Source organism: Type-F symbiont of Plautia stali, from assembly GCF_059731105.1.
Genome location: NZ_AP035909.1, coordinates 1201742 through 1228239 on the forward strand (window position 1 = coordinate 1201742; position 26498 = coordinate 1228239).

24 protein-coding genes are annotated in these 26498 nt (G+C 55.3%); 18 read left to right on the forward strand and 6 right to left on the reverse strand.

The features are described from left to right. Window positions 1-97 precede the first annotated feature (97 nt). The 6 genes from AC6I7A_RS05630 to AC6I7A_RS05655 all read left to right on the forward strand — a co-directional run bounded on the left by AC6I7A_RS05630 (window position 98) and on the right by AC6I7A_RS05655 (window position 5144). Window positions 98-1972, forward strand: coding sequence for a type VI secretion system family protein (locus AC6I7A_RS05630; protein WP_498004551.1), 1875 nt, complete (start codon window positions 98-100; stop codon window positions 1970-1972). Beyond that, a complete protein-coding gene (locus tag AC6I7A_RS05635; RefSeq protein ID WP_058957738.1) occupies window positions 1963-2619 on the forward strand; it encodes a DUF2931 family protein in 657 nt (218 codons plus the stop codon). The genes AC6I7A_RS05630 and AC6I7A_RS05635 overlap by 10 nt, the downstream gene beginning before the upstream one ends. A 181-nt stretch (window positions 2620-2800) precedes the next feature. Next, on the forward strand, window positions 2801-3463 hold the full coding sequence (locus AC6I7A_RS05640) for a DUF2931 family protein (RefSeq protein ID WP_498004554.1): 663 nt from the start codon (window positions 2801-2803) through the stop codon (window positions 3461-3463). Window positions 3464-3644: 181 nt separating this feature from the next. Then, window positions 3645-4304 (forward strand): DUF2931 family protein, encoded by a 660-nt coding sequence (locus tag AC6I7A_RS05645; RefSeq protein ID WP_058957736.1) that lies wholly within the window; start codon window positions 3645-3647, stop codon window positions 4302-4304. Window positions 4305-4501: 197 nt separating this feature from the next. Beyond that, window positions 4502-4777 (forward strand): DUF2931 family protein, encoded by a 276-nt coding sequence (locus AC6I7A_RS05650; protein ID WP_318250640.1) that lies wholly within the window; start codon window positions 4502-4504, stop codon window positions 4775-4777. After that, window positions 4734-5144 carry a DUF2931 family protein gene (locus tag AC6I7A_RS05655; protein WP_498004557.1) on the forward strand — a complete coding sequence of 137 codons (411 nt, stop codon included), beginning with the start codon at window positions 4734-4736 and terminating at the stop codon, window positions 5142-5144. The genes AC6I7A_RS05650 and AC6I7A_RS05655 overlap by 44 nt, the downstream gene beginning before the upstream one ends. A 211-nt stretch (window positions 5145-5355) precedes the next feature. Here AC6I7A_RS05655 and AC6I7A_RS05660 read toward each other — a convergent pair whose 3' ends face one another. From AC6I7A_RS05660 to AC6I7A_RS05670, 3 genes are all read right to left on the reverse strand, one after another. Then, a complete protein-coding gene (locus AC6I7A_RS05660; RefSeq protein ID WP_058957735.1) occupies window positions 5356-6474 on the reverse strand; it encodes a L,D-transpeptidase family protein in 1119 nt (372 codons plus the stop codon). 197 nt (window positions 6475-6671) lie between these two features. Then, window positions 6672-8486: a glycoside hydrolase family 15 protein gene (locus AC6I7A_RS05665; RefSeq protein WP_009091310.1), complete on the reverse strand. Its 1815-nt coding sequence runs from the start codon at window positions 8484-8486 to the stop codon at window positions 6672-6674. Between the two features lie 76 nt (window positions 8487-8562). Next, complete coding sequence (locus tag AC6I7A_RS05670) at window positions 8563-9141, reverse strand: DedA family protein (RefSeq protein WP_058957734.1); 579 nt, start codon at window positions 9139-9141, stop codon at window positions 8563-8565. Window positions 9142-9345: 204 nt separating this feature from the next. Between AC6I7A_RS05670 and AC6I7A_RS05675 the strand changes: the two genes are divergently transcribed. The 3 genes from AC6I7A_RS05675 (at window position 9346) to AC6I7A_RS05685 (ending at window position 13715) form a co-directional block, all read left to right on the forward strand. Next, window positions 9346-9933, forward strand: coding sequence for a Yip1 family protein (locus AC6I7A_RS05675; RefSeq protein ID WP_009091306.1), 588 nt, complete (start codon window positions 9346-9348; stop codon window positions 9931-9933). 177 nt (window positions 9934-10110) lie between these two features. Continuing rightward, window positions 10111-11058 (forward strand): D-alanyl-D-alanine endopeptidase, encoded by a 948-nt coding sequence (gene pbpG, locus AC6I7A_RS05680; RefSeq protein WP_009091304.1) that lies wholly within the window; start codon window positions 10111-10113, stop codon window positions 11056-11058. A gap of 215 nt (window positions 11059-11273) precedes the next feature. Next, window positions 11274-13715: a DUF3772 domain-containing protein gene (locus tag AC6I7A_RS05685; protein ID WP_058957733.1), complete on the forward strand. Its 2442-nt coding sequence runs from the start codon at window positions 11274-11276 to the stop codon at window positions 13713-13715. On the opposite strand, the gene AC6I7A_RS05690 is transcribed toward AC6I7A_RS05685, so the two are convergent. Both AC6I7A_RS05690 and dld read right to left on the reverse strand, forming a co-directional pair. Beyond that, entirely contained in the window at window positions 13712-14227 is a 516-nt protein-coding gene (locus AC6I7A_RS05690) for a carbohydate-binding domain-containing protein (protein ID WP_230200877.1), read from the reverse strand. The genes AC6I7A_RS05685 and AC6I7A_RS05690 overlap by 4 nt on opposite strands. 284 nt (window positions 14228-14511) lie before the next feature. Next, a complete protein-coding gene (dld, locus tag AC6I7A_RS05695) occupies window positions 14512-16215 on the reverse strand; it encodes a D-lactate dehydrogenase (protein WP_058957731.1) in 1704 nt (567 codons plus the stop codon). Between the two features lie 156 nt (window positions 16216-16371). Between dld and bglX the strand changes: the two genes are divergently transcribed. From bglX to AC6I7A_RS05735, 8 genes are all read left to right on the forward strand, one after another. Then, window positions 16372-18669 carry a beta-glucosidase BglX gene (bglX, locus tag AC6I7A_RS05700; protein WP_009091300.1) on the forward strand — a complete coding sequence of 766 codons (2298 nt, stop codon included), beginning with the start codon at window positions 16372-16374 and terminating at the stop codon, window positions 18667-18669. A gap of 88 nt (window positions 18670-18757) precedes the next feature. Beyond that, the gene (locus AC6I7A_RS05705; RefSeq protein ID WP_058957730.1) at window positions 18758-19633 is read left to right on the forward strand and encodes an oxygenase MpaB family protein; all 876 of its coding nucleotides are present in this window, start codon (window positions 18758-18760) and stop codon (window positions 19631-19633) included. Between the two features lie 248 nt (window positions 19634-19881). After that, the gene (locus AC6I7A_RS05710) at window positions 19882-20196 is read left to right on the forward strand and encodes a hypothetical protein (protein ID WP_058957729.1); all 315 of its coding nucleotides are present in this window, start codon (window positions 19882-19884) and stop codon (window positions 20194-20196) included. Between the two features lie 240 nt (window positions 20197-20436). Beyond that, window positions 20437-20664, forward strand: coding sequence for a hypothetical protein (locus tag AC6I7A_RS05715; RefSeq protein WP_046101469.1), 228 nt, complete (start codon window positions 20437-20439; stop codon window positions 20662-20664). A gap of 130 nt (window positions 20665-20794) precedes the next feature. Beyond that, window positions 20795-21265: an OsmC family protein gene (locus AC6I7A_RS05720; RefSeq protein WP_058957728.1), complete on the forward strand. Its 471-nt coding sequence runs from the start codon at window positions 20795-20797 to the stop codon at window positions 21263-21265. Window positions 21266-21655: 390 nt separating this feature from the next. Continuing rightward, on the forward strand, window positions 21656-22726 hold the full coding sequence (locus AC6I7A_RS05725) for an amidohydrolase family protein (RefSeq protein WP_058957727.1): 1071 nt from the start codon (window positions 21656-21658) through the stop codon (window positions 22724-22726). Then, the gene (locus AC6I7A_RS05730) at window positions 22701-23975 is read left to right on the forward strand and encodes an MFS transporter (protein ID WP_058957726.1); all 1275 of its coding nucleotides are present in this window, start codon (window positions 22701-22703) and stop codon (window positions 23973-23975) included. Before AC6I7A_RS05725 ends, AC6I7A_RS05730 begins: the two co-directional genes overlap by 26 nt. A gap of 48 nt (window positions 23976-24023) precedes the next feature. Beyond that, a complete protein-coding gene (locus tag AC6I7A_RS05735) occupies window positions 24024-24482 on the forward strand; it encodes a GNAT family N-acetyltransferase (protein ID WP_058957725.1) in 459 nt (152 codons plus the stop codon). A 67-nt stretch (window positions 24483-24549) separates the two neighbouring features. On the opposite strand, the gene AC6I7A_RS05740 is transcribed toward AC6I7A_RS05735, so the two are convergent. Continuing rightward, the gene (locus tag AC6I7A_RS05740) at window positions 24550-24999 is read right to left on the reverse strand and encodes an NUDIX hydrolase (protein ID WP_046101474.1); all 450 of its coding nucleotides are present in this window, start codon (window positions 24997-24999) and stop codon (window positions 24550-24552) included. A gap of 217 nt (window positions 25000-25216) precedes the next feature. Between AC6I7A_RS05740 and AC6I7A_RS05745 the strand changes: the two genes are divergently transcribed. Beyond that, window positions 25217-26326 carry a suppressor of fused domain protein gene (locus AC6I7A_RS05745; RefSeq protein WP_058957724.1) on the forward strand — a complete coding sequence of 370 codons (1110 nt, stop codon included), beginning with the start codon at window positions 25217-25219 and terminating at the stop codon, window positions 26324-26326. Window positions 26327-26498: the final 172 nt, after the last annotated feature.

The following is a 26498-nucleotide window of genomic DNA, read 5'->3' on the forward strand; positions in this document are numbered from 1 at the left end:
CAGACACTAAGACCGCTAACAGAAGCCTGTAATTTAGGTTAAGTCATAATTAAGGTATGATGCGTTTACTTAATAGCCATGAAGTTCATGAGGGATTATGACTGAAGGATTTTTTTTATATCACCTGGATAAAACCACCTGCGGCGGAAGGATTCTTAGCGGCGCACCTGATGAAACGTACACCATCGGCGGCATCGAGTGCCAGCAGGTCCGGGAGGGCGATCCGGTGACCTGCGGAAAACATGAAGGACGGTTTCGCGTCTGTGGAGGGATGGGGGACACCTATGAGGTGAATGGTGTCCTGAAAGAGTGGGCGGGTTCTCTTCACAGTTACAGCTCCTGCCCCTGTCGTGCCCGTTTTATTCCCTCCGTCAGCACGCACACTTACGAGATAGACTGCAATGCTGGCCGTGCAGCCGAACGAGCTGAGGCTGCGGAGAGAAAAGCACAGCAGTCAGAGCCTGAACAGCGTGCACAGGCAGTGAAGAAGAAACGGGAAATCACGCTCACCATCGGTGTGTTCTTTGATGGAACGGGCAACAATGCGATTAACACAACTGACCGTCAGGCTGTCTGTACCGGCGCACATTTTGGAATGAACGATGCGGAGACAGAGTCCGTATTGCAGCAGTGCATACGACTGAATCGCGGAATAAGTGGCACCGCTGCCGGAAGCTATCTTGGCTATTACACTAATGTGCATTGGCTCAACACTCTATATGACCAGAATATGGCTCCTCAAACGGGTTCTGGTCAGCATGCGATTTATATTAATGGTATCGGGACGGAAGATGGGGGGGCTGACAGCGCATATGGAATGGGTACAGGCCTGGGAAATACTGGGGTAATCAGCAAAACCGATAAGGCTGTCTCAGAATTAGCTACTGCTATAAAAGGTTATCTGGATAAATACACTGATGCCCGCGCCTGTGTCATTAAAGAGTTACAGTTTGATATTTTTGGCTTCAGCCGTGGAGCCGCGGCGGCGCGGCATTTTGCCAACCGGGTATTCAGCCAGGACAGGACCATTATCTCGGCAATTAAGATAGAGCTGGGTGATGTTGAGTTCTCCGGTACGCCCGGCGGTAAAACCCGATTTCTGGGAATTTTCGATACCGTGGCGGCCATCGGAACGCCGGTTAATGGCCTGAACCCGCACAGCGCAGATACCGGTGAGGTGAATCTGGTACTACGTCCGGGCGTGGCGGAAAAGGTATTTCATATCACAGCGCAGCACGAATGCCGGTTTAACTTTGCGCTGAACAGCGTCAAACCGGCCTGGCCTGAGCTGGCCCTGCCTGGTGCGCACTCCGACATTGGCGGAGGTTACAATCCGGAGGAACGCGAAGCCTGTTTCCTCACCCGGCCGGAGTTTGAAACCGTACCACTCTCAACTCCCGATACAGAAACGCGGATTTATCAGCAGACTTGCGCGCAGCTTAAAACGATGGACGGCTATCCGGCGATAGCGCCGCTGCTGAATGCGGTGGAGGTCAATGCCGATGTCTGGCATGACGACAGAATGCCAGCCGATCGTTACGGCACACTACAAAAACGCAGTGGTGCGGCGCTGGTTATTGACAGAATTACCCGCAATGACTGGTCGAAGGTGGCGCTACGGGTGATGCTTGATGCGGCGCAGGATGCCGGTGTGGTGTTTGAACCTGTCGATGAAACCAATCCTGATTTTGCGCTGAGTGCAGAAACGAATGGACTGAGTGAAAAAGCGATTGTCATGGGGCGTGCGGTTCGGAATAGTCAATCTACACCCGGCTTTACAACTCCCGAAATCCTGATGCTGGCCAAAAAATACATTCACTGTTCAGCTAACTGGAACGGTGTAGTGAGGGATGACCAAGGAATGATCAGCGGTGCAGTCAGACCGGCAAAGCTTGTGACATTTACTAACCGGCCGGACGAACGCTGGCAGCGTACGGTTTACGATATGGACGGGAATAAAAAATGGAAATAAGACGCATGGCGGGATTTATTACACTCCTGATACTGACTGGCTGTCACAGTGCAGGCCAGACGGCTCCGGCAGTGGTCAAAACCGATGCTCCCTCAGAGTGGAAATTCAATTTCTTCACGCCAAAAGCGTTACCTGCTCTGGTGACATTTGCCGTGATTCAGGGTGCTGATGGGACGATTTATCGCTTTAATACACTTAACAGTACTTCTGCACTGCCTGAGGTTATCGGTAAGTGGAATGATAAAGATCGTGCCTCTGGTGGCTACTGGAATCATGTTGATCGCCCCCCTAAACATTTTATCTTTTGCTGGGACTCGGTAATTGATAAGAAAGTGTATGAGACTCATCTGACTGTCCCTGATGTTATCGTAAAAAAGATGAGCAGTGCCAGTGGGAAAACGGATCCCTATAATAATAATTATGACACCATTCAGATTGGCCTGGCTCCGGAGGGGAAGGTAGCGGTATGGCTAAAAGGTATCGGGTTTGAGCCTAATTATCGCATTACACCGTCTGTCCTGAAAACTTTTTCCGGAGACAAACTGGATATCTGTAAAGGAATAAACAAACATCCAAATGGATATAAATATTATGGAGATACACCTGATTTTATCAAAGGGAAAAAATATCCTTACGGCCAATGGTAACGCTCCCGACATTTAATTAATTGGCTGAAAGATAGTCATTTCAGCCATTTTAAAAGGGTGACCAGTTAAACTGTTAAAGAAGAATCAGCAGTGCAGTCAGACCGGCAAAGCTTGTGACATTTACTAACCGGCCGGACGAACGCTGGCAGCGTACGGTTTACGATATGGACGGGAATAAAATATGGAAATAAAACGCGTAGCAGGGCTTCTTGCAATGCTGGCGTTGACAGCCTGTCAGGGAGAAACGCACTCCATTAACGCTCCTCAGAACAACGCACCAACAGAATGGTGGTTTAATTTTTTCACGCCTAAAGCGTTACCGGCATTAGTAACCTTCGCGGGTTTTCAGGATGCCGAAGGTAAAGTTTATGAGTTCAACACACTTGATAGTACAAGAGCGCTTAATGGTGTAGTCGGTAAGTGGAACGATAATGCACGAACGCTTAACGGTCACTGGAATCACGTTAAACAGCCTCCCAGACATATTATTTTTTGCTGGGACTCAATTATCGATAAAAGGGTATATCAGACCACTCTGACCATTCCTGATCCCGTCATAGATAAAATGCTCCGGCTTGGGGTAAATCAAGACTATCCGGGGAAAGGGAAGTATTACAACACTATACAAATTGGTCTGGCTCCGGAGGGAAAGGTAGCTGTATGGTTAAGTGGTGTTGCCCAGGGCGAACCAGTTTACCGTATAACGCCGTCCGTCATGAAAACTTTATCCGGAGATAAGATGGATATCTGTAAAGGGATTACACGTTTTTCACACGGCTATGAATATGGTAAAGATACTGAGATTTTTATCAAAGAAAAAAAATATCCATACGGCCAATGGTAGCGCTCCTGATACTTTTAATACGGATTGAAGATATATTTATTTCAGCCAACCTGAATAGCGTATTTATAGGAAATCAGGGAAGTGTCAGCAGTGCGGTCAGACTCGCGAAGCTGATGACCTTCACTAACAGACCGGACGAACGCTGGCAGCGTACGGTTTACGATATGGACGGAAATAAAATATGGAAATAAAACGTATGGCAGGGCTTATTACTATTCTGGTATTGACTGGCTGTCAGGGAGAAGCACACACAAATGATTCTCCTCAGAACGGTGCACCGGCAGAATGGACCTTTGATTTTTTCACCCCAAAATCGCTACCGGCATTAGTGACGTTCGCCGTTGTACAAGATGCGGAAGGTACGATTTATCGCTTTAACACGCTGAACAGCACACCCGCTCTGCCTAAAGTTATCGGTGCATGGAACGACAAAGATCGTGCGCCTGGTGGCTACTGGAATCACGTTGAGCGCCCGCCAAGGCATATTATTTTCTGCTGGGACTCAATTATCGATAAAAAAGTGTATGAGACGGCACTGACTATTCCTAAACCCGTACTAGAGAAAATGCTCAGTCCGGCCGGGCATAAAGACTATTGGGGGAAAACAGCATATTACAACAGAGTACAGATCGGTCTGGCTCCAGAGGGAAAGGTAGCCGTCTGGCTGCAGGGGATCCGCTCTGAGCCTAATTATCGTGTCACACCGTCAATTCTGAAAACCGTCTCAGGAGATAAACTGGATATCTGTAAAGGAATTACACGTTTTTCACACGGCTATGAATACGGCAAAGATAATGAGGTTTTTATAAAAGGAAAAAAATACCCTTACGGCCAATGGTAACGCTCCCGATATATTTAATCATTGGCTGAAAGATAGTCATTTCAGCCATTTTAAAAGGGTGACCAGTTAAACTGTTAAAGAAGAATCAGCAGTGCAGTCAGACCGGCAAAGCTTGTGACATTTACTAACCGGCTGGACGAACGCTGGCAGCGTACGGTTTACGATATGGACGGTAATAAAATATGGAAATAAGACGCATGGCGGAATTTATTACACTCCTGATACTGACTGGCTGTCACGGTGCAGGCCAGACGGTTCCGGCAGTGGTCAAAACTGATGCTCCCTCAGAATGGAAATTCAATTTCTTCACGCCAAAAGCGTTACCTGCTCTGGTGACATTTGCCGTCATTCAGGGTGCTGATGGGACGATTTATCGCTTTAATACACTGAACAGTAATTTTGCACTGCCTGAGGTTATCGGTAAGTGGAATGATAAAGATCGTGCCTCTGGTGGCTACTGGAAATCATGTTGATCGCCCCCCTAAACATTTTATTTTTTTCTGGGACTCAGTAATTGATAAGAAAGTGTATGAGACCCATCTGACTGTCCCTGATGCCATCGTAAAAAAGATGAACAGTGCCAGTGGGAAAACGGATCCCTATAATAATACCTATGACACCATCCAGATTGGCCTGGCTCCGGAGGGGAAAGCAGCGGTATGGCTAAAAGGTATCGGGTTTGAGCCTAATTATCGCATTACACCGTCCGTCCTGAAAACTTTATCCGGAGATAAGCTGGATATCTGTAAAGGAATTACACGTTTTTCACACGGCTATGAATACGGCAAAGATACTGAGATTTTTATCAAAGGAAAAAAATACCCTTACGGCCAATGGTAATGCTCCTGATTTTTTTAATGCGGATTGAAGATATATTCACTTCGGGTAACTGGAACAGCGTATACAAAGACAATCAGGGAATGGCCAGTGTTGCACTCAGACAGGCAAAGTTGATAATCTCCTCTAATTGGCCAGATGAGCGCTAGTAAATCTTAATCCAGGCAATAAAAAAGCCAGCGACAGGCGCTGGCTTCTGAGAACAGGCGGTCCGTTACGAATTGTTATTCGTGGCGGCAGCCGGGGCGGCCGGGGCGGCCGGGGTCACCGGGGCCGCTTCTGTCGCAGGCTGCTGAGGCTGCGCAGCATCACTGCTGGCACCCTGAGGCGTCACCGGAGTCATTGGCTGCTCCTGAGGGGCGGCCTGTGAGTTTTCCGGCACCTGAACAGGCGCAGTCTGAACGTTGTTCTCCACACCGTTCACTTTTACCGGCATACCGGTACGGCCCTGAATCGCGGCGTTAACCTGATCCTGATTGATGCTGCCATCAGCCAGCACTTTGGTCACGGCCTGAGTCAGCGTGATCGGCACCAGCTCACGGGAGTTGAACTGCTCTTCGGTGGTCGACAGCGGGTTGTGCACTTCAAGGTAACGTGAACCGTCTGGCTCAACCGAGGCTTTCACCGGCTGGTCAACGAACTGAACGCGGGTGCCGACCGGCACATTCTGATACAGCCACTTGATGTCATCCGCACGCAGACGCACACAGCCGTGGCTCACGCGCAGGCCGATACCGAAGTTGGCGTTGGTGCCGTGAATCGCATAGAGACGACCGATGTAGAGCGCATAGAGGCCCATCGGGTTGTCCGGGCCAGCCGGGAAGACGGCAGGCAGCGTTTCACCGCGAGCGGCGTAGTCGGCGTGCATCCCTTTGGTTGGCGTCCAGGTCGGGCCATCTTTTTTGCGTTCAACCGCCGTGGTCCAGTTGATTGGAGTATCTTTACCCAGCTCGCCGATACCAATCGGCAGGACAACCACGGTTTTGCTGCCTTTCGGATAGTAGTAAAGACGCATCTCGGCGCTGTTGATCACAATGCCTTCGCGCGGGGCGTCTGGCAGGATCAGCTGCTGTGGGATAATCATTTTGCTGCCGGCTTTCGGCAGATAAACGTCAACGCCCGGATTGGCTTCCAGCATGTTGCTGAGGCCCATCTGATACTGCGCCGCAAAAGCTTCCAGCGGCAATTTGCTGTCTTCAGGAACGGTAATTTCAATATTTTCCCCGATCAGACGGCTGTTAGCCGGCGGTAACGGGTAAACCACAGCAAAGGCTGACTGGCTGAACGCCGCCAGAGCCAGTGCGATTGAAGCGAAAGCGCGAATCATTTTCATATTTTACAAGTCTTTATCGCCCTGTTTCAGGCTGGTCAAAGTATCGAATTCATGCCGGCCAATGTGACCTGCTGCGCATTATATGTTCATTGATCTGATGTTGTGAATCAGGATTTTAACCTGACAGTAATACTTTACCTAAAACCGTGCAGAGATGAGCGCCTTTCGGGAAAAGAGGGCGCTGAAAACCGCGATGACTAAGGCTGCCACTGGGTCTGTTCGCCGCTGAGTTTCCGGTTCAGGAAAAAGGCGGCGCTGATTAACGCCAGGTGCGTCAGCGCCTGCGGCGTATTGCCCAGCGCATGGCCGTGGCTGTCAAACTCCTCGGCGTAAAGGCCCAGCGGATTGGCGTAGCTCAGCAGCTTCTCAAACTCAAAATGCGCCTCCTGTATCCGGCCTGCGCGCGCCAGGCACTCTACATACCAGAAGGAACAGGCACCGAAAGAACCTTCTCCTCCCTGCAGGCCATCGGCCGGGGTTTCATGAATATTGTAACGCCGCACCATGCCATCGCTGACCAGGTCCTTTTTGATCGCGTCCAGCGTAGAGAGCCAGTCCGGGTCAGTGGCACCGACAAAGCGCACCAGTGGCATCAGCAGCATGGAGGCGTCGAGATAGTCGCCGTGACGCGTGGAGGTGAAGTGCCCGCGCTCCTCGTTCCAGAAATTGGCCCAGATATCTTCGCGGATCTTACGCCGCGCCTCATCCCAGCGCTGATAGGGCATCGGCAGCGATCGCTTCATGCCCAGACGCAGCGCGCGATCCATCGCCACCCAGCACATCAGACGGGAATGCAGGAAATGTTCCGGTTCGCCGCGCATCTCCCAGATCCCGGCATCGGGCTGATCCCAGTTCTCGCTCAGCCAGTCGATCATCTTCACTACGTGCTCCCAGCCGCGCTGAGAGATCGCCTCACCATATTTATTGGCCAGATAGATTGCATCCATCAGCTCGCCATAGATGTCGAGCTGGGTCTGCTGCCAGGCATCGTTGCCGATGCGCACCGGCCGGGAATCGCCGTAGCCGGAGAGGTTGAGCAGCTCCATCTCATGCAGTTCGGTGCCGCTGTCAAGCCGGTACATCACCTGCAGGCGCATCTCATCGTGATGGCTGTTCTCGACGCAGCGGCCCACCCACTCCGTAAAGTGTTTGGCTTCATCGGTGTAGCCCAGCCGCATCAGGGCATACATGCTGAATGAGGCGTCGCGGATCCAGGAGGCGCGGTAGTCCCAGTTTCGTTCACCGCCCAGCTCTTCGGGCAGGCCAAAGGTTGCCGCCGCCGCAATGGAGCCATACTGATGTGAGGTGAGCAGCTTCAGCACCAGCGCGGAGCGCTGCACCATTTCACGCCAGCGTCCCTGATAGGTGCTCTTTGCGCTCCAGCGGCGCCAGTAGTTGAGGGTATCTTCAAAGCAGTGTTCGGTCGCCAGCGCTTCGATATGCGCATCGTCGACGCTGCCAAATTCAAACTGCGCATGTTCGCCCGGCTGCAGGGTAAAGACGGCGGTCGCGCTCTCATCCTCCAGCGTCATGACGACGCTGGCGGCGAGGCGCAGCGAGGGCTGACCTTCGGCATGAAAATCGATACAGCCGTGATGGGCCTCGGCGCGCGTCTGCGCCCGGGCGTAGTCGTGACGTGGTGAACAGCGCAGGGTAAAGGTCGCGCTGCCGCGTACCATTTTGACCCGCCGGATCAGGCGCGGCAGCTTCTCCCTGTCATCGCAAATCGGCATATAGTCGGTAATTTCTGCGACCCCCTGCTCATCCAGCCAGCGGGTCTGCAGAATATTGGTGTCGGGCAGGTAGAGCTGCTGACGGCGCGCATCGGGCCAGTCCGGCGAGAGGGAGAAGAGGCCGGCATCGTCGCTGTCGAGCAGGGCAGAGAAGACCGACGGGCTATCGAGTTCAGGCCAGCAGAGATAATCAATCGTCCCGTCATTCGCCACCAGTGCACAGGTGCGGAGATCGCCAATGACGCCATGCTCTTCAATCTTACGTTTTACCTTACTCATGCTCATCTCCCTGTCAGTGTGCTGTTAACTATAGCTGAGCATGCCGATGCGGCTTCGTTTGGGCAGCTGTCAGCGCTTATTGATCGGCCCGACGGTTATGCCAGCGCCGGATCACCCAGCGCAGGATAAAGGCGAACACCACCGCACCCACCAGCCAGAGCAGATGTTTCAGATGCTGATCGAGTTTATGCAGCCACGGCGCGATAATGCCGCCCGCAAAATAGCCCAGGGTGACAAAGATCAGCGCCCAGATGGCCGCACCAATGATATTGAGGATAAAAAATTTCATCGGATTGAGGCGGCTGGCCCCGATGATGATGGGACCAATCAGGCGAAAGCCATACATAAAGCGCACGCCGATCACAAACAGGCTGGGACGGCGTTTGATCAGGCGGTTCGCCTTCACCACCTTATCCTGATGCTTTTTAAAGCGGCGCAGGATGCGTGTTCCCCAGCGGCGGCCAACCCAGTAGAGCAGCTGGTCGCCGATGATCCCTCCGCCCATCGCAGCCAGCACCACGCCCGCATAGTGCAGCAGTCCTTCATGGGCAGCCACGCCGCCCAGTAAGGTAAATGTCTCCCCCTCGGCAATACAGCCAATCAACAGTGCCAGATAACCGTACTGCGTAATTAATGCGTTGATATCCAGATGCAAAGTGACACTCCCTGTTCGGTGGCTGTTTCTTCAAGTCTATACGCGAATTGGCTTCGCTTCCGCTCGGGCCGCGCGGGTGCGTTTATTTCTGCTGTTTTTTTGTCCGGTCGCCACGAAAGTTTTGCTGCCGTTTATACTTGAGAAGACGCTGCCCCCAAAGACGCATGCTCATCGGGCGGCCCACTGCATCAGAGGAGTGACTGTATGAACCATGTCTGGGGACTTCTGGCGCATCCGAATCAGGAAATGCGTGATATTAAGCAAGAGAATGAGAGTGTATCGCACCACTATACCCACCATGTTCTGCTGATGGCGGCGATCCCGGTGATCTGCGCCTTCATCGGGACCACTCAGTTGGGGTGGAACCTGGGCGAGGGGCGATATGTGCAACTTAACCTGGCGACCGGGCTTGGGCTCGGCATCCTGTTCTATCTGATTATTCTCGGTGGCGTCGCGGTGATGGGGCGGGTGATCCACTGGATGGCACGTGATTATCCGCAGCGGCCCGGCGTGCAGCGCTGTACCGTCTTCGCGGGTTATGTGGCGACACCGCTGTTTCTCAGCGGGCTGGTAGCGCTCTATCCGCTGGTCTGGCTCTGCGTGCTGGCGGGTGCGCTGGCGCTGCTCTACACCGGCTACCTGCTCTATATCGGCATTCCGCTGTTTCTGAACATCGACCGTGAAGAGAGCCTGCGCTTCTCCGGTTCTACCCTGGCGATCGGCGTGCTGGTGTTTGAAGTGTTACTGGCCCTGACCGTGGTGCTGTGGGGATATGGTCCCCGCCTGTTCTAGACAACCGCTGCCGCCGGCCTGGCGGCAGTTTTCTTTTTACGCCCGGATACACTCTCCCCAGGAAATTTCTTAACCTTCCGCGTATGATGCTGCTGCCAGCCCGCGCGCCGACGTGACTGAGGCGGGCGGCCTGTGTCTCTCTGGCACAGTACATAACACCAACCGGGTTTTTCTACGATGTCTGCAAAAATTCGTTCCAGCCTGCTTTCGCTGGCACTGCTCGTTTCCGGGCAGATTGTTTCACTTCCGGCTCAGGCGACCACTTCCCTGTCGCAGCTTACGCCTATTGCTCAGCCGCAGATTGCCTCTGGCAGTGCGATGATTGTCGACCTCACCAATAATAAAGTGCTCTTCTCCAGTCACCCGGATCGGGTCAGACCGATTGCCTCTATCACCAAGCTGATGACGGCGATGGTGGTACTGGATGCGCACCTGCCGATGAACGAGATGTTAACCGTCGATATCAGCCAGACGCCGGAAATGCGTGGCGTCTTCTCACGCGTGAAGCTCAACAGCCAGATCAGCCGCCGCAACATGCTGCTGCTGGCGCTGATGTCCTCGGAGAACCGCGCTGCCGCCAGCCTGGCTCATGCCTATCCGGGCGGATACAACGCCTTTATCCGGGCGATGAATGCCAAAGCGCGGTCGCTGGGCATGAAACAGACCCGCTACGTGGAGCCGACCGGCCTGTCGACGCAAAACGTCTCCAGCGCCCAGGATCTGGTCAAATTACTCAAGGCGACGCGCGAATATCCGCTGCTCGGCGCCCTCAGCACCACCAAAGAAGAGACGGCCGTATTTGCCCATCCGAGCTATGCACTGCCGTTCCGCAACACCAACCATCTGGTCTACAAAAATGACTGGCATATCCAGCTGACCAAGACCGGTTACACGGACGAGGCGGGGCACTGCCTGGTGATGCGCACCATGATCAACAATCGTCCGGTGGCGCTGGTGGTGCTGGATGCCTTTGGCAAATATACCCATTTCGCGGATGCCAACCGTCTGCGTAGCTGGATCGAGACCGGCAAAGCCGCGCCGGTGCCTGCGGCTGCGCTGGCGTACAAAAAGCAGAAGTCGGGCCAGGTCGCCAGCAACGGGGACAGCAGTGCCGGCGTGGAGTAAAGAGAGCAGAGAAAGTCTGCTGTGTTACCCGGCGTTGTCTGCTGTCTGAGCAGGCGCGCCGGGCGAGCCGGGCAGCGGCGTAACGCGCGCGGTCTGCCCGGAATTAGCCCGAAAAATACCCGTTATTCCTATATTGCCATCCCTTGCAAAGTCCTACACTACGCGCGACTGGCGAGGGACGATCGCCTGATATAAGCTGCCGGAATTTTACTCATATGTTTATAAGATCCTTTTTTGCATGGTTAATGCTGACGCTGGTGGTGTTTGCCCCGGCGGTGACGCAGGCGGCGGATGATATCACCGCGGCGGCACAGGAACAGGAACAGGATGCCCAGCCGAAGCTGAATGCTTCGGTTGAACTGCCGAAAATGCAGAAGATCCTCGATAAGATTAAGAGCCAGGTGTCAGGCGACGCGGGCGAAAACAAACTGAATCAGCTGAATGAGATGGCGCTGGAGCTTTCCGGCAATGCCGACACGCTGGGTCAGGCGCTGATCCCCGATCGCCAGCAGCTGGAAGCGCAGTTGCAGGTGCTGGGTCCGGCCCCCAAAGCTGACAGCGGGGTAAAAGAGACGCCGGAGGTGACGCGCAAGCGAAACGCGCTGGAGAGTCAGAAAAGCAAACTCGACGATCAGATCAAGCAGGCAGAGGGCATTAAAAATGGTGCCTTAACGCTGTCGTCGCAGATTGTTAACCTGCGCCGTGACCAGCTGAAAAGTCAGCTGGCGCTCAACTCCGGTACCATTCTCGGTGCGCGTTTCTGGTCTCCCCTGACCAACAGCCAGGACCTGGACGGTGAGAAGATCGGCGAGTTTCTGCAGGAGCTGCAGGACACCGCGGCGCTCTCCTGGGAGCCGGGCTGGCGGATAGGCAGTACGCTCTGGCTGCTGGCGGCGCTGCTGGTGATGACGGTGGGTCGTCGCTACAGTGAAGAGTTTCTCGCCTGGGTCAGCATTCATAAAATGCCGGAAGGCAAACTGCGCCGCAGCTTCCTGGCGGCCGCGATCGCCCTGACCACGCTGGTGGCGGTGGTACTCACCTTTAACTTTATCGCTCTGGCGTTTACCCGCCGCGATGAGGTCTCGGAAAATGTGCAGGACTTTGTCGATCGGCTGGTTCAGCTCAGCGTCTTTTGCGGCCTGATCGCCGGACTGGGGCGTGCGTTTCTCTCTACGCGGCGGCCGAGCTGGCGTTTGCCCACCATCTCCAATGAAGTGGCGCTGGCGCTCAAACCGTTCCCGCCCATTACCGCGGTGCTGGTGTTTATCTTCCAGACGGTTGAGGCCTTTAACTACAGCGTCGGCACCAGTCTGAATACCACCATTTTTGCCAACGGCCTGACGGCGCTGCTGATAGGCAGTACCGCGCTGGCCATCAGCATGCGAACCAACCGCGTTCGTCGTCGCATGACGCTGGCAGGCACGCCGCCGGAAGCCCGCTCTACGCTGGTCGGGCTGATCCAGCTGGGGCTGACCCTGACCGCGCTCGCGATCCTGATCTCGCTGCTGGTGGGTTATGTCACGCTGGCGCGCTTCCTGAGTTATGAGGTGATCTGGTGTGGCCTGCTGTTTGGCTCCTTCTACTTCCTGAGCCATCTGCTCAACGATGGCTGTGAGAGTCTCTTTTCGACCAGCAACGCAACCGGCCGCCGCATTCAGAGTTCGCTCAACATCAATGAGCGTCATCTGCAGCAAACCGCCACGCTGCTGACGGCGATTGGTAAGACCATTCTGGTGCTGTTTGTGGCGCTGGCGCTGGTCAACGGGACGTTTGCCTCCTCAACGCCGATTGAGCTGCTGCAGAAGGTGATTGAGTTCTGGGGCGGGAAAGGGCTGGAGTCCCTGAATATCGTTCCGGCACACATGGTTAATGCGCTGATCTGCCTGATTGTCGGCATCTATGTGCTGCGCTCGGTGCGCCGCTGGCTCGACACCGACTTCCTGCCAAAAACCACCATGGACGTGGGGATGCGGGTGTCGCTGGTGACGCTGTTCAGCAACATCGGTTATGTGCTGATCATCCTGCTGACCCTGTCGATCATGGGGCTGCAGTGGAACAAGCTGGCCTGGATCGTCAGTGCGCTGTCGGTCGGTATCGGTTTCGGCCTGCAGGAGATCGTGAAGAACTTTATTTCGGGCCTGATTCTGCTAACCGAGCGGCCGGTGAAGGTGGGCGATCTGGTGACCATCAGCGGCATCGAAGGGGATATCCGCCGGATTAACGTGCGTGCCACCGAGATCCAGCTGGGTGACAAATCCACGGTCATCGTGCCGAACTCGCAATTTATCTCGCAGAACGTGCGCAACGCCACGATGGGCAATGCGCAGGGGGTGGTGACAATTACGCTGACCTTCCCGCTCAACATCGATCCGGTGAAAGTGCGCGATATTCTGCTCGATGTTTACAACGAAAACGAACGCATTCTGGAGACGCCAGAGCCGTCTGTTTCGTTTAAAGATCTGACCCAGCAGGGCATTGTGCTGAGCGTGACCGGTAACGTGGCCGGGCAGCGCCAGATTTCCGGCGCCAAAAGCGATCTGCTGTTCGATATTCTGACGCGCCTGCGTAAAGAGGGCATCCTGCTTTCCACGCCGCAGACCATGATTATCGAACGCCGTCAGCAGCCGGATGCGGAACCCGAAGAGAAGCTGGTTTAAGGCAAAAGGGCCGGGTTCTGCCGGCCCTGATCGTCGTTCCGCGAGCGCAGCGAGGCGAGGCGGCGATCCTCTGCTCTGTCCGGGCGTTTGTGCGCGAACGGCTGCCAGTATTCGCTGACGACGGGAACCTGCACCGATTCGCCTGCGCCAAGGCCGGTGAACTTCTCTGTCGGCTCCAGCCGGGTTAAACCGCCGACAAGGTGGGTCATTCTGAACTGATCATGTTCGACCCGCAGCCTCTGGTGGACATTGCTCAGGTAGAGGGCCCAGTGCCGGTCCGTCAGGGCCGGGCCGTTGTTAGTCAGGGTAAGGGTGGCGCGATTGCAGGCGGCGAAGTCGCCACCCACTGCGGCACAGTCGGTGCCATGAAGGGCAGCCTGATTATCGTTAACCTGACAGGTGAGCCTGAAGTGACGGATTGGATCCACTCCCCGCTGAACTGAGGCGCTGCCGTAAGCTGAGGCTGTAAGGCTCAGCAGCGTGAGCGCCATAAGGTATCGCTTTAACATCATGATTCATCCCTGCTGAAACGGATAGTGCGCTACCCGTGAGGGTTAGCGCTGCCTGAATAAGGCATTCTCTCTTTTTCTGTTATTTTTCAACGGCACTCTATTTTTCGGCTGACGGATGATCAATTGGCAGGGCAAACTTTTGTGAGATATTACGCAGAACAGAATCGCTTTATAAATAATCAGGGAGAATATCAGAAAGGAGGTTAACTGTTTTTAATGCGGATGTTATCTGAATAGCCTTAATCAGCCCGCCGCTTTGATGAGCAGGCGGGCCGGTTAGCCGATTACGGCTGCTTTACTGCCCAGCCTTTTTGCTTGCTGGTTTTGCCGATGCCGGGATTAAAGCTGTTGGTGGGATCGAGCTGGCGATAGAAGGCCGCCAGCTGCGGTTTCGCCTGATAGAGATGGCCCACATTGTGCTCGGCGGGGTATTCCGCGCCGCGCGCCTGCAGAATCTCCAGCATCTGCGCTTTCAGGGCGTGCACGTCGACACCTTTTCTGACGATGTAATCCTGATGGAAGACGTGACAGAAGAAGTGACCATAGTAGAGGCGATGGCTCAGTGAAGCGCGGATCGATTCAGGCAGCGTTTCAAACCAGTCAGCATCGTTGCGACGCAGGGCGATATCCAGCGCCAGGATATCCTCGACCTCGTCAGCGTGCACCGCGTGATAGCGCACGGCCGCCCCTGCAGCCGCGAACCGATGCAGAAAAGCGTGCGCCCCCTCTTTGCCTTCGCACTCAAAGAATTCGCCTCCGCCTTCACGGAAGTAGTCGCGCAGGTAGTTACGCGCTTCCGCAACGCCTTCACCAGACATCTTCAGCATCAGATGATGTTCATATCTGTCGCGATACTGCTTCATGCGTTTGGGCAGATGCGCCGGGAACAGCCGGCTCAGGCGCTGCATCAGGCGGTCGGTGAAGTGCGGTTTAACGAAGGCGAGTTTGTTCAGCCAGGCATCAACCCGTCCCTTCAGCGTGAAGAACAGCGGCATTTTGTCGGTGCCCAGCCTGTCGATCATCAGGAAGGTATCTTTGCCGTAGACCTCCGCAATGTCAAAGATGTCGCGGTGCATATATTCGCCCGCCACCGGCAGATGGGTGAAGTGCGCCAGGATATGACGGCGGATATCGGTGAGGACGCCAGGCTCGTTGGTGCCGATATAGAACACCTGCTGCTGGGGTTCGCTGGCAAAGGTGTCCAGTCGCACGGCAAACACCGCCAGCTTGCCGGCACAGCCCGAGGCTTCGAACAGACGGCGCGCATCGGCGTTATAGCGGGCGGGCGTATCGGCATTCACGTCACGCACCCGGTCAGCATATTCGTGGTCAGAGGCGTGGCGGCCATCGTGCTGCACATCACCAGGCTGCCAGCGATCGTCATCCAGCCGCCCCAGAATCTCTTCCGGCGTGCTGCCTAACTCAATGCCCAGGTGGTTCACCAGCCGCAGTTTGCCCTCCGCATCGATTCGGGCGAACAGGGCCATTTCACTGTAGGCCGGACCGCGTTTGATCAGCGATCCGCCGGAGTTATTGCAGATGCCGCCCAGGACCGACGCGCCGATGCAGGAGGAGCCGATCACCGAGTGCGGTTCGCGTCCCAGTGGCTTCAGCGCTTTTTCCAGCTGATAGAGGGTGCTGCCGGGGAAAGCCAGCACCTGCTGGCCGTTGTCGATCAGCTGCAGCTTATCCAGCCGCAGGGTGCTGACAATCACCAGCGGGCGGTCGTAGTCGTCGCCGTGCGGCGTCGAGCCTTCAGTCAGGCCGGTATTCGCCGCCTGCATCAGAATGATGACATCCGCCCTGACCAGCGTTTGCAGAACCCGCCAGAGCTCCAGCAGCGTTCCGGGAAACGCCACGGCCAGCGCATCTCCTTCGCCGGAGCGAAAGCCTTTGCGATAGCGGGCGGTCTGTTCAGGTTCAGTCAGCAGATGAGAGGGGCCGACGAGGCGGCGCAGGTCAGAAAGCAGGGCAGAGGTAGGTATCATGAGCAATTCCCTTGTCTTATCAGTGCGCCTTAACTGTAGCACGTCCGCTCATCTCCTCGCAGTGTGACAGCGGCAGGCTACCTGCTATTCTCATCTTGTGGCACACTGCCGCCTGTTAATACGATATTGCGCAGTTACTTAAGAGAACCCAACCTGATGAAATGGATTTACTCTGTTAGTCTCGCTGTTTCCCTCGCGATGCAACCGGCACTGGCTGAGACCGTGCCAGGTCACCACCCGATGACCGAACAGGCGCGGGATGCCTTCGTTAACCAGCTGCTGAAAAAAATGACGCTGGACGAAAAGATCGGTCAGCTGCGTTTAATCAGCGTCGGACCGGATAATCCCAAAGAAGCGATTCGCGACATGATTCAGAAGAGTCAGGTTGGTGCGATCTTTAACACGGTGACCCGCCCGGATATCCGCGCCATGCAGGATCAGGCGATGCAGCTCAGCCGGCTGAAGATCCCGCTCTTTTTCGCCTTCGACGTCATCCACGGCCAGCGCACCATTTTTCCTATTCCCCTGGCGCTGGCGTCGAGCTGGGATCTGGATGCGGTGAAAGAGGTCGGGCGCGTTTCCGCCTATGAGGCGGCCGATGATGGCCTGAATATGACCTGGGCACCGATGGTGGATGTCACCCGTGAACCGCGCTGGGGGCGTGGCTCCGAAGGGTTTGGTGAAGATACTTATCTCACCAGCGAGATGGGCCGCAGCATGGTGCAGGCGATGCAGGGTAAAAGCGCCGCCGATCGCTATAGCGTGATGACCAGCGTCAAGCACTTCGCGCTCTATGGCGCGGTCGAAGGCGGCCGGGATTACAACACGGTGGATATGAGTCCGCAGCGCATGTTCCAGGACTATCTGCCGCCTTATAAAGCCTCTCTGGATGCGGGCAGCGGTGGCGTTATGGTGGCGCTGAACTCCATTAATGGCGTACCGGCGACGGCGGACAGCTGGCTGCTGAAAGATCTGCTGCGCGGTCAGTGGAAATTCAAAGGCATTACCATCAGCGACCACGGCGCCATTAAAGAGCTGATTAAGCATGGCGTCGCCAGCGATCCGCAGGACGCGGTGCGCATCGCCCTGAAGTCGGGCGTCGACATGAGCATGAGCGACGAGTATTACAGCAAATATCTGCCGGATCTGGTGAAGCGCGGCGAAGTCAGCATGGCCGAAATTGATGATGCGGCGCGTCATGTGCTTAACGTCAAATATGATATGGGGCTGTTCAACGATCCCTACAGCCATTTAGGGCCGAAAGAGAGCGACCCGCAGGACACCAACGCGGAGAGCCGTCTGCATCGCGCCGAAGCGCGCGACGTAGCGCGCAAGAGTATCGTGCTGCTGAAGAACCGGCTGGAAACGCTGCCACTGAAGAAATCGGGCACCATTGCGCTGATCGGGCCGCTGGCCGACAGCCAGCGCGACATTATGGGCAGCTGGTCCGCGGCCGGCGTGGCGAAACAATCTGTCTCGCTGCTGCAGGGGATGCGCAACGCCACCGAAGGCAAAGCGACGCTGCTTTATGAGAAGGGCGCCAACGTTTCCGATAATAAGGGCATTCAGGACTTCCTGAACCTCTATGAACCGGCGGTTTCCATCGACACGCGTTCACCGCAGCAGATGATCGATGACGCGGTCGCCAAAGCGAAGCAGGCGGATGTCATCGTTGCCGCCGTGGGTGAAGCGCAGGGTATGGCCCACGAAGCCTCCAGCCGCAGTGACCTGGTGATCCCGCCAAGCCAGCAGAAGCTGTTGGCCGCGCTGAAAGCCACCGGCAAACCGCTGGTGATTGTGCTGATGAACGGACGCGCACTGTCGGTGGTGAATGAAGATCGTATGGCCGATGCGATGCTGGAGACCTGGTTCAGCGGGACGGAAGGCGGTAACGCCATCGCCGATGTCCTGTTTGGCGACTATAACCCGTCGGGCAAGCTGCCGGTCTCCTTCCCGCGTTCCGTGGGGCAGATTCCGATCTACTACAACCATCTGCCCACCGGCCGGCCTTACAACTTTGCTAAGCCGAACAAATATACGTCGCACTACTATGATGCGGTTAACGGCCCGCTCTATCCGTTTGGTTACGGCCTGAGCTACACCCGCTTTACCGTGTCTCCGGTGAAAATGTCGTCGCCGACCATGCCGCGTAACGGCAGCATCGAAGCCAGCGTGACGGTGACCAACAGCGGTCAGCGCGACGGTGCGACGGTGGTGCAGATGTATCTCAACGATCCGGTCGCCTCCATCAGCCGTCCGGTGCAGGAGCTGCGTGGTTTCAAACGCATCATGCTGAAAGCGGGCGAGTCTCAGACCGTGACCTTTAAGATCGACGTCGATGCGCTGAAGTTCTGGAACCAGCAGATGCAGCATGTGGCGGAGCCCGGCAAGTTCAACGTGATGATTGGACTCGATTCCGTTCGTACTCAGGATGCGCAGTTCAACTATCTGTAACCGCCCGCCTTTCTCCTGAGAAAGGGGGTGCGGCGCGTCGTTAGCGTCCTGCTACGGCGCGCCGCGTCATTTCACTATCAGAGCCACCATGATAAATCTGCGTGACCGTATTCAGCAGCAGGTCTTTCGCCTTAACGGCCTGTCGATGAATGAGTTTGATCTCTCCCAGCCGCCTGGCGATCCCGGCCTGTTTGGCCCGGACAGCGTGATCTGGCGCGTCCACGGCGACTTCACCTCCATGATGTGCGGCGGGATCAGCGCGCTGCTATTACAGATGCTGCATCCGGCGGCGCTGGCGGGCGTCTGGGATCACTCCAATTTCCGCGAAGATATGATGGGCAGGCTGCGGCGTACCAGTCAGTTCATCGCCGTGACCACCTACGGTAATCAGCAGGATGCGCAGACGCTGATCGACCGGGTGAAACGCATTCACCTTAAAGTCAGCGGCGTCGACAGCGAAGGCAAACCCTATGCCGCCAGCGATCCGCATCTGCTGACCTGGGTGCATGTGGCGGAGACCAGCCGTTTCCTGGCGGCCCATCTGCGCTACAAAAATCCCCACCTCACGCGCGCCGAACAGGATCGGTACTATCAGGAAGCGGCGCTGATTGCTGAGTCGCTGGGCGCGGAGCGGGTGCCGAAAAGCGTCGTCGATGTGGCGGATTATCTGCAGCAGATGCGTCCGGAATTACGCTTTGATGCGCGCACCGCTGAAGTGACGCGACTGCTGATGAATGCGCCAGCCCCGAGCTGGCAGGCGAAACCGGTGATGAAAGTGATGCTGATGTCGGGGTTCGGGCTGATGCCAGCATGGGCGCAGGCGATGTCCGGCCGTGAGACAGGGCGCTTTCAGCAGGCGATGATTGATCGAAAGATTAATGCGATTGCGATCGGGTTGCGCTGGTCGATTCAGAGAGGAGCCTGGTATCGGGCGATGGTGAGGATGGGACGGGAGGTAAGGTGAGAGGTTCACCAGAAAAAAGTGGGATATTGCCGTTTATAATAAGATCATCTAACCGTAGTCGTTAATAAAAAGTTTTAAGTAAAGGCTTTTGTTCAGACAGTCATTTAAATGGCGTTAGCCACCTCAGACTGATAGTAAAGATAGTAATGTCCGTTTGTGCCAACAGAGCAAGTTGCCGCTTGAGAAGCAAACACGTATATAATTGCGTTAGAATGACTGCACGTTTTAAAGATGAAAGGTAGTGCACTATGATAGTTATTGAATCAGAGCTGTTGAAGTCGGGCTTTACTGATGCTGATTTGAAAAAAATCAAAAATAATCTTGAAAGCTACGGTGGTACGCTGGATGAGGCTGTAGTGGATTTAAAAAACAGATTCAGAGTGCTATTGTGGATTGTTTCCGCCTGCACGCTCGTATTTATATTTCTTCTCATTTTCTCAACTAAGCCATACATCTTAGGCGGTGGCCTGTCACTGCTTATCGGGATAGTCTTAGTGACATTTATTCAACCGCCAGTCCTGGCCTGGAAGTCATGGCGCTACTGGCGGTTGAAAAAGGCTTAGTGTCATCGGTTACTTACGCTGAGTAAATCGAATGTCACCTTAGCTGTTACACCCCAGCCGATTATTTTCATGGTCAGCTTTGGGCGACTTATGGTGTCAATTTCACGAGTCTAATCACGGGCCATCCATCTGTATAGTCGCCATGCACTTTAGGCTCGATTTGAATGCAATATGATTACAGCAACCTGAGCAGTTCTGATTAATGCAGGGAAGCGATGACGACATATAGGTATACTAACTATGCGCTTTATTTTACCTGTTTTTATTTTTGTTTTTTGTGTCATCGCCATATCAAAAGCTATTGCTCTCATCGTGCCTGTAGAGTTCTTTTATGCCATTGCAGATGTTTTTCATATCAATGGCGATGAGGCAATCCCCGACTTTGTACTCACAGCCAATATCGTTGTTTCTGTCCTGATGTCTGTTGCGCTTTTGTGGATGCTGAAACGTATTTTCAGAAAGCATTGAGCAGGGTTGTACACGTACCTGCACGCGTTTTCATTGTGCTGATTTTATTACCCGACAGAATGTGGTTGAGTAAACAGCAGAAGTTCCCTCTGTTTTCCCCCGTTTTATCCTCAATAAAGGAGTCAGAATAATGGAACATCACTACACATCGCGCATCTTCTGGACCGGCAATCTGGGAACGGGGACGTCGGGTTATAAAGCGTATGCAAGGACGTGGGATATCGCCATCAGCGGGAAAGAGGTCATCCATTGCTCCAATGATCCCCTGCTGGGTGGCGACGCAAGTAAAATGAATCCTGAAGACCTCCTGATATCCTCTCTTTCGGCATGCCATATGCTCTGGTATCTGCATCTGGCTTCCGACGCCGGGATCACGGTTCTCGGCTATGAAGATTCTCCCTTAGCGACAGGTGAAATATCAAAAGGCGGGGCGGGGCGCTTTATTTCGGCGGTGCTGAGACCGACGATCGCGGTAGCTGAGGGGACAAATCTTGATTCAGCCTCGGCTATTCACCATGAGATCCATAAAGTCTGTTTTATTGCCAGATCGGTCAATTTTCCTGTCTCCTGTGAACCAGAATTTATCATCCGCCAGGCGTAGAACACGCATCTGTGCCTGTTCTGAAACGTCGCGGTTTTTACTGATTTCACACCGCGACTTTTCTTCGTCGCTCTCTTTCCCGTCTCCCGAAACGGGGCGTCCCCGAACCGCATCCTCTCTCCCGTTCCCGGTCATCAGTGCACCGCCGCTGAGCAGCAGCTGGCTCTGAAGCGCGGCGTGTCCTTAAAGTAAAATATTTGTGATTAACATCGTATTTACATTAAGCGCCTCCTTTTTTTGCTGGCTGAATTTTATCCGCTGAGCCTATAGTGAATTTATTCAGTAAAACTGAGTTTTATCAGATAAAACAATGCGGTTCGGGTCTGTTCACCTGTCCGCCACGCGAAAAATGTCGGGATCTGATTTTAATCAGAAGGTTAAGAGGACGTTATGGAGATTGTTAATGCACCGCATCTGCCCGTTCGGGAAGCGTGGCTCGCGCGTCATCATGAAGAGGCGCTGATGCCCGAACTTCCGGTCGTGGATGCGCATCATCATTTGTGGGATCGCCAGTCAGGCCGCTACCTGGTACCGGAGCTCAGCCAGGATATCGAACAGTCCGGACACCGGATTCTCTCGACGGTGTATGTTCAGTGCCGCTCCATGCTGCGCCGTCACGGGCCTGAAGCGTTCAGACCCGTCGGAGAGGTCGAGTTTGCAGGCGGTTGTGCCGCGATGTTTGAAAGCGGTCACTATGGCGAAGCCGCAGGTTGTGAAGCCATCGTTGGCGGTGCCAGCCTGCTGGCTGGGGACGACCTGCTGCCCGTCGTGGAACTCATGCTGGCGCGATCGGGAGGACGACTGCGCGGGATGCGGAATCCGCTGGCCTGGCATCCTGATCCCCGCGTCAGCTCCAGTCCCGTCACGCCGCCCGCCGGTCTGGCGGCCAGTGACGCATTCCGGCGCGGGGCAGCCTGCCTTGCCCGCAACGGACTTTCGCTGGATGTCTGGGTTTATCACACTCAGCTCGATGAAATTGCCGGACTGGCCCGCGCGCAGCCCGATCTGCTGGTGATTGTGGATCACTGCGGCGGACCGATTGGAACGGGGCCTTATGCCGGTAAACAGGATGCCGTTTTTCAGGCGTGGAAAAAGGGGATTATCGCCCTGGCGGCGCTGCCCAACGTGCGCATCAAAATCAGCGGTTTTGGCATGACGGTCATGGGCTATCCCTTTGCACAACACGACACACCACCTGACTCCCTGACGCTCTCCCGGGCCTGGCAACCGCTGTTTGAAACGCTGGTTGAGGCATTTGGCGTGCAGCGCTGCATGTTTGCCAGCAACTTCCCGGTCGACAAAGGCATGTTCAATTACGGTGTGTTCTGGAATGCCTGCAAAAGGCTGGCGGAGCAGGCTTCTGCGGCCGAACAGGCGCATCTCTTCTGGCGCACCGCGGCATCAACCTATCGCTTATCCTCCCTGGAGAATATGGATGAATATGAAATCAAAAGTGCATGAGGCGCATCCTCTCGATGCGGACGCCTCCGGTTCAGTGCTCTCCTATTCATCGGCTGAAAAAAGGACCCTGGCGCTGGGCGGGTTAGGCTGGACATTTGAAAGCTACGACTCTTTTTTGCTCTCTCTGCTCTTACCTGTGCTGGGCGTGGTATTTGGCCTCGGCAAAACGGAACTTGGCGTGTTTATCAGCGCCACGGCTGGCGGGCAGATTATTGGCGGCATTCTCTTCGGGCTGGTGGCCGATAAAATCGGACGCGTAAGAACGGCCCTGATCTGCATCGCCATCTATTCGCTTTTCTCCGGTCTGCTGGCGTTTTCCCATAATCAGCAGGTCTTTACCTTGCTGCGATTCTGCGGTGCGCTCGGTATGGGCGGAATGTGGACATCAGGCGCGGCGCTCATCGCTGAAACCTGGCGTCCGGAGCGCCGTGCGCGCGGCGGCGCGCTGATGCAGATGGGGCTACCGGTGGGCGCAATCCTGGCGATTGGCCTGACGGCACTGGTCACGGCAATGACCGGTGGGCTGGAACACGGGGGATGGCGCTACCTGTTCATGATTGGCGCCTTGCCGGTTTTTATCATGATGGTTATTGCGTACATTACGCCCGAATCGCCGGTATGGCTGGCGCGCCAGCAGGAACGCGCACAGCGGCAGACTAAAAAGGCCAGCGCCGGCAAAACGAACATCAAAGGGTTGCTGCTGGCGTTTACCTTTATCTTCTTCATTCAGTATCTGTTCTGGGGCGTCTTCACCTGGACGCCCACTTACCTTCGTGAAGTGAAGCATCTCGATTTTCTTCACAGTCTGAAGTTTGTGCTGGCCCTGCAGACCGGTGCGATTGCGGGCTTCCTGGTGTTCTCACTCATGGCCGATAAATGGGGACGCCGGCCGATGTTTCTGCTCTATCTCCTGATCGGTGCGGTCGCGGTCGGATTATATCTGGTGACGACGCAGCCGCTGATTCTTATGGTGGCCATCTTTATGGCCGGTTTCGGGGTTAACGGTATTTTCGCCGGTTCCGGCCCCTTCCTGGCCGAGATTATTGGCGACACCCAGTCACGCGGCTTTCTGATGGGCCTGGCTTACAACGGGGGGCGTCTGGGCGGCTTTATCGCGCCGCTGCTCATCGGCTATGTGGCCAGCATTGGCGGCTTCACCGCCGGGCTGGCCACCACCGTGCTGGCCTTCGTCGCCGCGATGATTGTGGTCTGGATGGCACCAGAAACAAAAGGCGTTAAGCTGAAGTAAATCAACGGGCAGAGTCGTTCCGGAAGCGACCTTTGACGGGGAGAAGAGATGTTCAGCATTTCAGAAGTCGATAAAGGGGATAGCGACCTGGTGCGCCTGGTCGGCGAACTCGACGCTTTTCAGCGCGAACTCTATCCGGCAGAAAGCAATCACTGTCTGGATCTCTCAACCGTCGGTGATGAGCAGCTGAAGTGCATTATCGTGCGTGATGAGCAGGGCTTGCCGGCAGGGTGTGGGGCCTTACTCTTTCAGGAGGCGGGCTTTGCGGAGATCAAGCGGGTTTATATCCGGCCGGCCTACCGGGGCAGGAAGCTCGGCGAGCAGATCATCGCCGCCATCGAGACGATAGCTTCAGAAAACCGTTTACGCGAACTGCGGCTTGAAACCGGGATTCATCAGCAACCGGCTATCGCACTCTATCGCCGATGCGGGTACGCACTATGCGAGGCGTTCCCACCCTATATGCCCGACCCGTTAAGTCTGTTTATGCGCAAACGGCTTTTATAAGGCCATCTCGCCACTCAAGCGCGCTGGCTTACGCTAACGCCATGGCAGCCTCTGATGCTGCTGCTGCTCATACCCGATCGCCGGAGAGGATGTCGCTTAGCAAATCATGGGGAAAAATGGTGTCGGCGGTGTCTCTGAGCTCTTCTGCTGTCCACCAGTGGTAATGCTGTATGACGTGCTTTTCATGTTGACTCCACCCTGAACAATCAATCTCTGTCTCTTCCGCACGAATGAGAAAGAAGCGCTCTTCAGCGAGCACGGTCTCTCCATCGGGCAGCGTCATCGGAAATGTCCGGGACGCGACAGCCGCGCCTGCTGAGTGGCGAATCAGCCCGGTTTCTTCCCGCAACTCCCGTAGCGCGGCCTGCTCAAAGGTTTCCTGCGATTCAAGCCCACCGCCAGGTGTCGCCCAGTATGATCGGCCACTTAACGCATCATCGTGATGAGAAAAATAAAACAGCAGAACATGCTTTTCCGGTGACAGAACAATCAGGCGGGATGAGGGACGACGACGCATAAGACCTCCTTGCTGAAAACGCGGTAAACGAACTTTTCCTGCTATCTGAACATAAATGAGCGTCTTAATCGCCCGACAATGGCAGGATTATTTATCCCGGGTGTAAATAGTGATCGCAGGCCACTTTGAGACTATTACCCTTGTCTCCGCGTGCAGCAGTCACGATCCTGCTCTATTCTCGGGGAAAATGGATTCCTCCAGGCTTTGTCGAGGCACTATGACGTACAAATCCCTGATTGCTGAAGTCCACAATCAGCAGCGCACCCTCACCGCTATTGTCGAACAGGATGCGCGCACCGCCTATTTTTACATCTGGCCCACCGACCTGTTCCGCAGTCAGTATGCGGTGCGCGGCTGCTGGCTGCGAAACCTGCTGCCCGCACCGGCGCAGGAAGATCGCGAGGCGATGGAGCAGGGCATTGCGCCGCTGCTCAGCGCCGAATATTGCCGTAACCTGGAAGCGGAGCCTGCACTGAATCCCGCCGGGCTGCAGGTTCTCTGGGAGCCGAGCGATGATGGCGCGGCGCTCTGGTATTACGGTCAGCTGCTGGCAGTCATCCCCGGCTGGAGTCTTTACCAGGATAAGCAGGTCAGCTTCTCTGCGGGCTGCATCAAAAAGAACCGACTGACGGCCCCGCTGGGTTCGGCCTCGACCAATGACTACTATGCCCGTGCAGAGCAGCAGCGTCAGTTCTGGCGCGAATGGCACGATGGCAGCGAGTGGGACAAGGTTCAGCAGGATCTTATGGCCTGCTATCAGAGCCGCTTTGGTGAGTCGGTGAAATATTACGCGATCGATCAGGGGAGCTGGCCGCCAATGGCGATCTCCCAGCACTGGCATCAGGGCGTCTGGTACTTCCTGACCATTGGCATGAGCATCCGGCCGATGCCGCAGGTCGACTACCTGTTTGATGAGCTGGCACCGCAGTATCGCCGTATCGAGCTGGGGATGGCGGTGGATGGCGACGTCATGACCGAAGGCAATGCGGTGCAGATGGCGAGTGCTCTGGCGGAGTTTGTGCATCTGCCTTGGGCGCGCCTCACCTGGCTGGGGGAGGGGCATACGCTGGCATCGGAAGTCGCGCCGGTCGGCTTTGAGAGCTTCCTGCTGGCAAATGAGCTGGCCAGCGAACCGGCACAGTTTAAACTGCCCAAGCGCGATGGCGATCGTCCCACACTGCTCTGGACCACGCCGATCACCGAAGCGGAGCGGCAGTTCGCCCAGGCGGATGAGCATGGCGGTCAGAAGTTACGGGAATTGTTAACCGCTGGCGGCAGTAACCACATCTTCCGTCCGCGTCAGGAGGTTGTCGATTCAGAAGGCTAAGCCAGGCAAAACAGGCCTCTCCGCCCCTTCCCCGGCTCGGGCCGGGGAGGTGATAATCCCGCAATGAAATTAAATTTTCACAAAAATTTAACATTTATCAATTCTGTGATCCCGCTCACCTCAAGTTCCCCGTAAGCGAGCCGTTAACCCGGATCAGGCAATCGCGCCATAC

What these genes read in the sequence shown, in the direction of transcription:
- AC6I7A_RS05720 (WP_058957728.1), top strand. Translation starts at nt 20,795, where the DNA reads ATGGAACATCACTACACATCGCGCATCTTCTGGACCGGCAATCTGGGA.
- AC6I7A_RS05660 (WP_058957735.1), bottom strand. Translation starts at nt 6,474, where the DNA reads ATGAAAATGATTCGCGCTTTCGCTTCAATCGCACTGGCTCTGGCGGCG.
- AC6I7A_RS05705 (WP_058957730.1), top strand. Translation starts at nt 18,758, where the DNA reads ATGATAAATCTGCGTGACCGTATTCAGCAGCAGGTCTTTCGCCTTAAC.
- AC6I7A_RS05635 (WP_058957738.1), top strand. Translation starts at nt 1,963, where the DNA reads ATGGAAATAAGACGCATGGCGGGATTTATTACACTCCTGATACTGACT.
- AC6I7A_RS05725 (WP_058957727.1), top strand. Translation starts at nt 21,656, where the DNA reads ATGGAGATTGTTAATGCACCGCATCTGCCCGTTCGGGAAGCGTGGCTC.
- dld (WP_058957731.1), bottom strand. Translation starts at nt 16,215, where the DNA reads ATGATACCTACCTCTGCCCTGCTTTCTGACCTGCGCCGCCTCGTCGGC.
- AC6I7A_RS05645 (WP_058957736.1), top strand. Translation starts at nt 3,645, where the DNA reads ATGGAAATAAAACGTATGGCAGGGCTTATTACTATTCTGGTATTGACT.
- AC6I7A_RS05655 (WP_498004557.1), top strand. Translation starts at nt 4,734, where the DNA reads ATGATAAAGATCGTGCCTCTGGTGGCTACTGGAAATCATGTTGATCGC.
- AC6I7A_RS05730 (WP_058957726.1), top strand. Translation starts at nt 22,701, where the DNA reads ATGAATATGAAATCAAAAGTGCATGAGGCGCATCCTCTCGATGCGGAC.
- AC6I7A_RS05745 (WP_058957724.1), top strand. Translation starts at nt 25,217, where the DNA reads ATGACGTACAAATCCCTGATTGCTGAAGTCCACAATCAGCAGCGCACC.
- pbpG (WP_009091304.1), top strand. Translation starts at nt 10,111, where the DNA reads ATGTCTGCAAAAATTCGTTCCAGCCTGCTTTCGCTGGCACTGCTCGTT.
- AC6I7A_RS05740 (WP_046101474.1), bottom strand. Translation starts at nt 24,999, where the DNA reads ATGCGTCGTCGTCCCTCATCCCGCCTGATTGTTCTGTCACCGGAAAAG.
- AC6I7A_RS05710 (WP_058957729.1), top strand. Translation starts at nt 19,882, where the DNA reads ATGATAGTTATTGAATCAGAGCTGTTGAAGTCGGGCTTTACTGATGCT.
- AC6I7A_RS05675 (WP_009091306.1), top strand. Translation starts at nt 9,346, where the DNA reads ATGAACCATGTCTGGGGACTTCTGGCGCATCCGAATCAGGAAATGCGT.
- bglX (WP_009091300.1), top strand. Translation starts at nt 16,372, where the DNA reads ATGAAATGGATTTACTCTGTTAGTCTCGCTGTTTCCCTCGCGATGCAA.
- AC6I7A_RS05735 (WP_058957725.1), top strand. Translation starts at nt 24,024, where the DNA reads ATGTTCAGCATTTCAGAAGTCGATAAAGGGGATAGCGACCTGGTGCGC.
- AC6I7A_RS05640 (WP_498004554.1), top strand. Translation starts at nt 2,801, where the DNA reads ATGGAAATAAAACGCGTAGCAGGGCTTCTTGCAATGCTGGCGTTGACA.
- AC6I7A_RS05715 (WP_046101469.1), top strand. Translation starts at nt 20,437, where the DNA reads ATGCGCTTTATTTTACCTGTTTTTATTTTTGTTTTTTGTGTCATCGCC.
- AC6I7A_RS05630 (WP_498004551.1), top strand. Translation starts at nt 98, where the DNA reads ATGACTGAAGGATTTTTTTTATATCACCTGGATAAAACCACCTGCGGC.
- AC6I7A_RS05690 (WP_230200877.1), bottom strand. Translation starts at nt 14,227, where the DNA reads ATGATGTTAAAGCGATACCTTATGGCGCTCACGCTGCTGAGCCTTACA.
- AC6I7A_RS05650 (WP_318250640.1), top strand. Translation starts at nt 4,502, where the DNA reads ATGGCGGAATTTATTACACTCCTGATACTGACTGGCTGTCACGGTGCA.
- AC6I7A_RS05665 (WP_009091310.1), bottom strand. Translation starts at nt 8,486, where the DNA reads ATGAGTAAGGTAAAACGTAAGATTGAAGAGCATGGCGTCATTGGCGAT.
- AC6I7A_RS05685 (WP_058957733.1), top strand. Translation starts at nt 11,274, where the DNA reads ATGTTTATAAGATCCTTTTTTGCATGGTTAATGCTGACGCTGGTGGTG.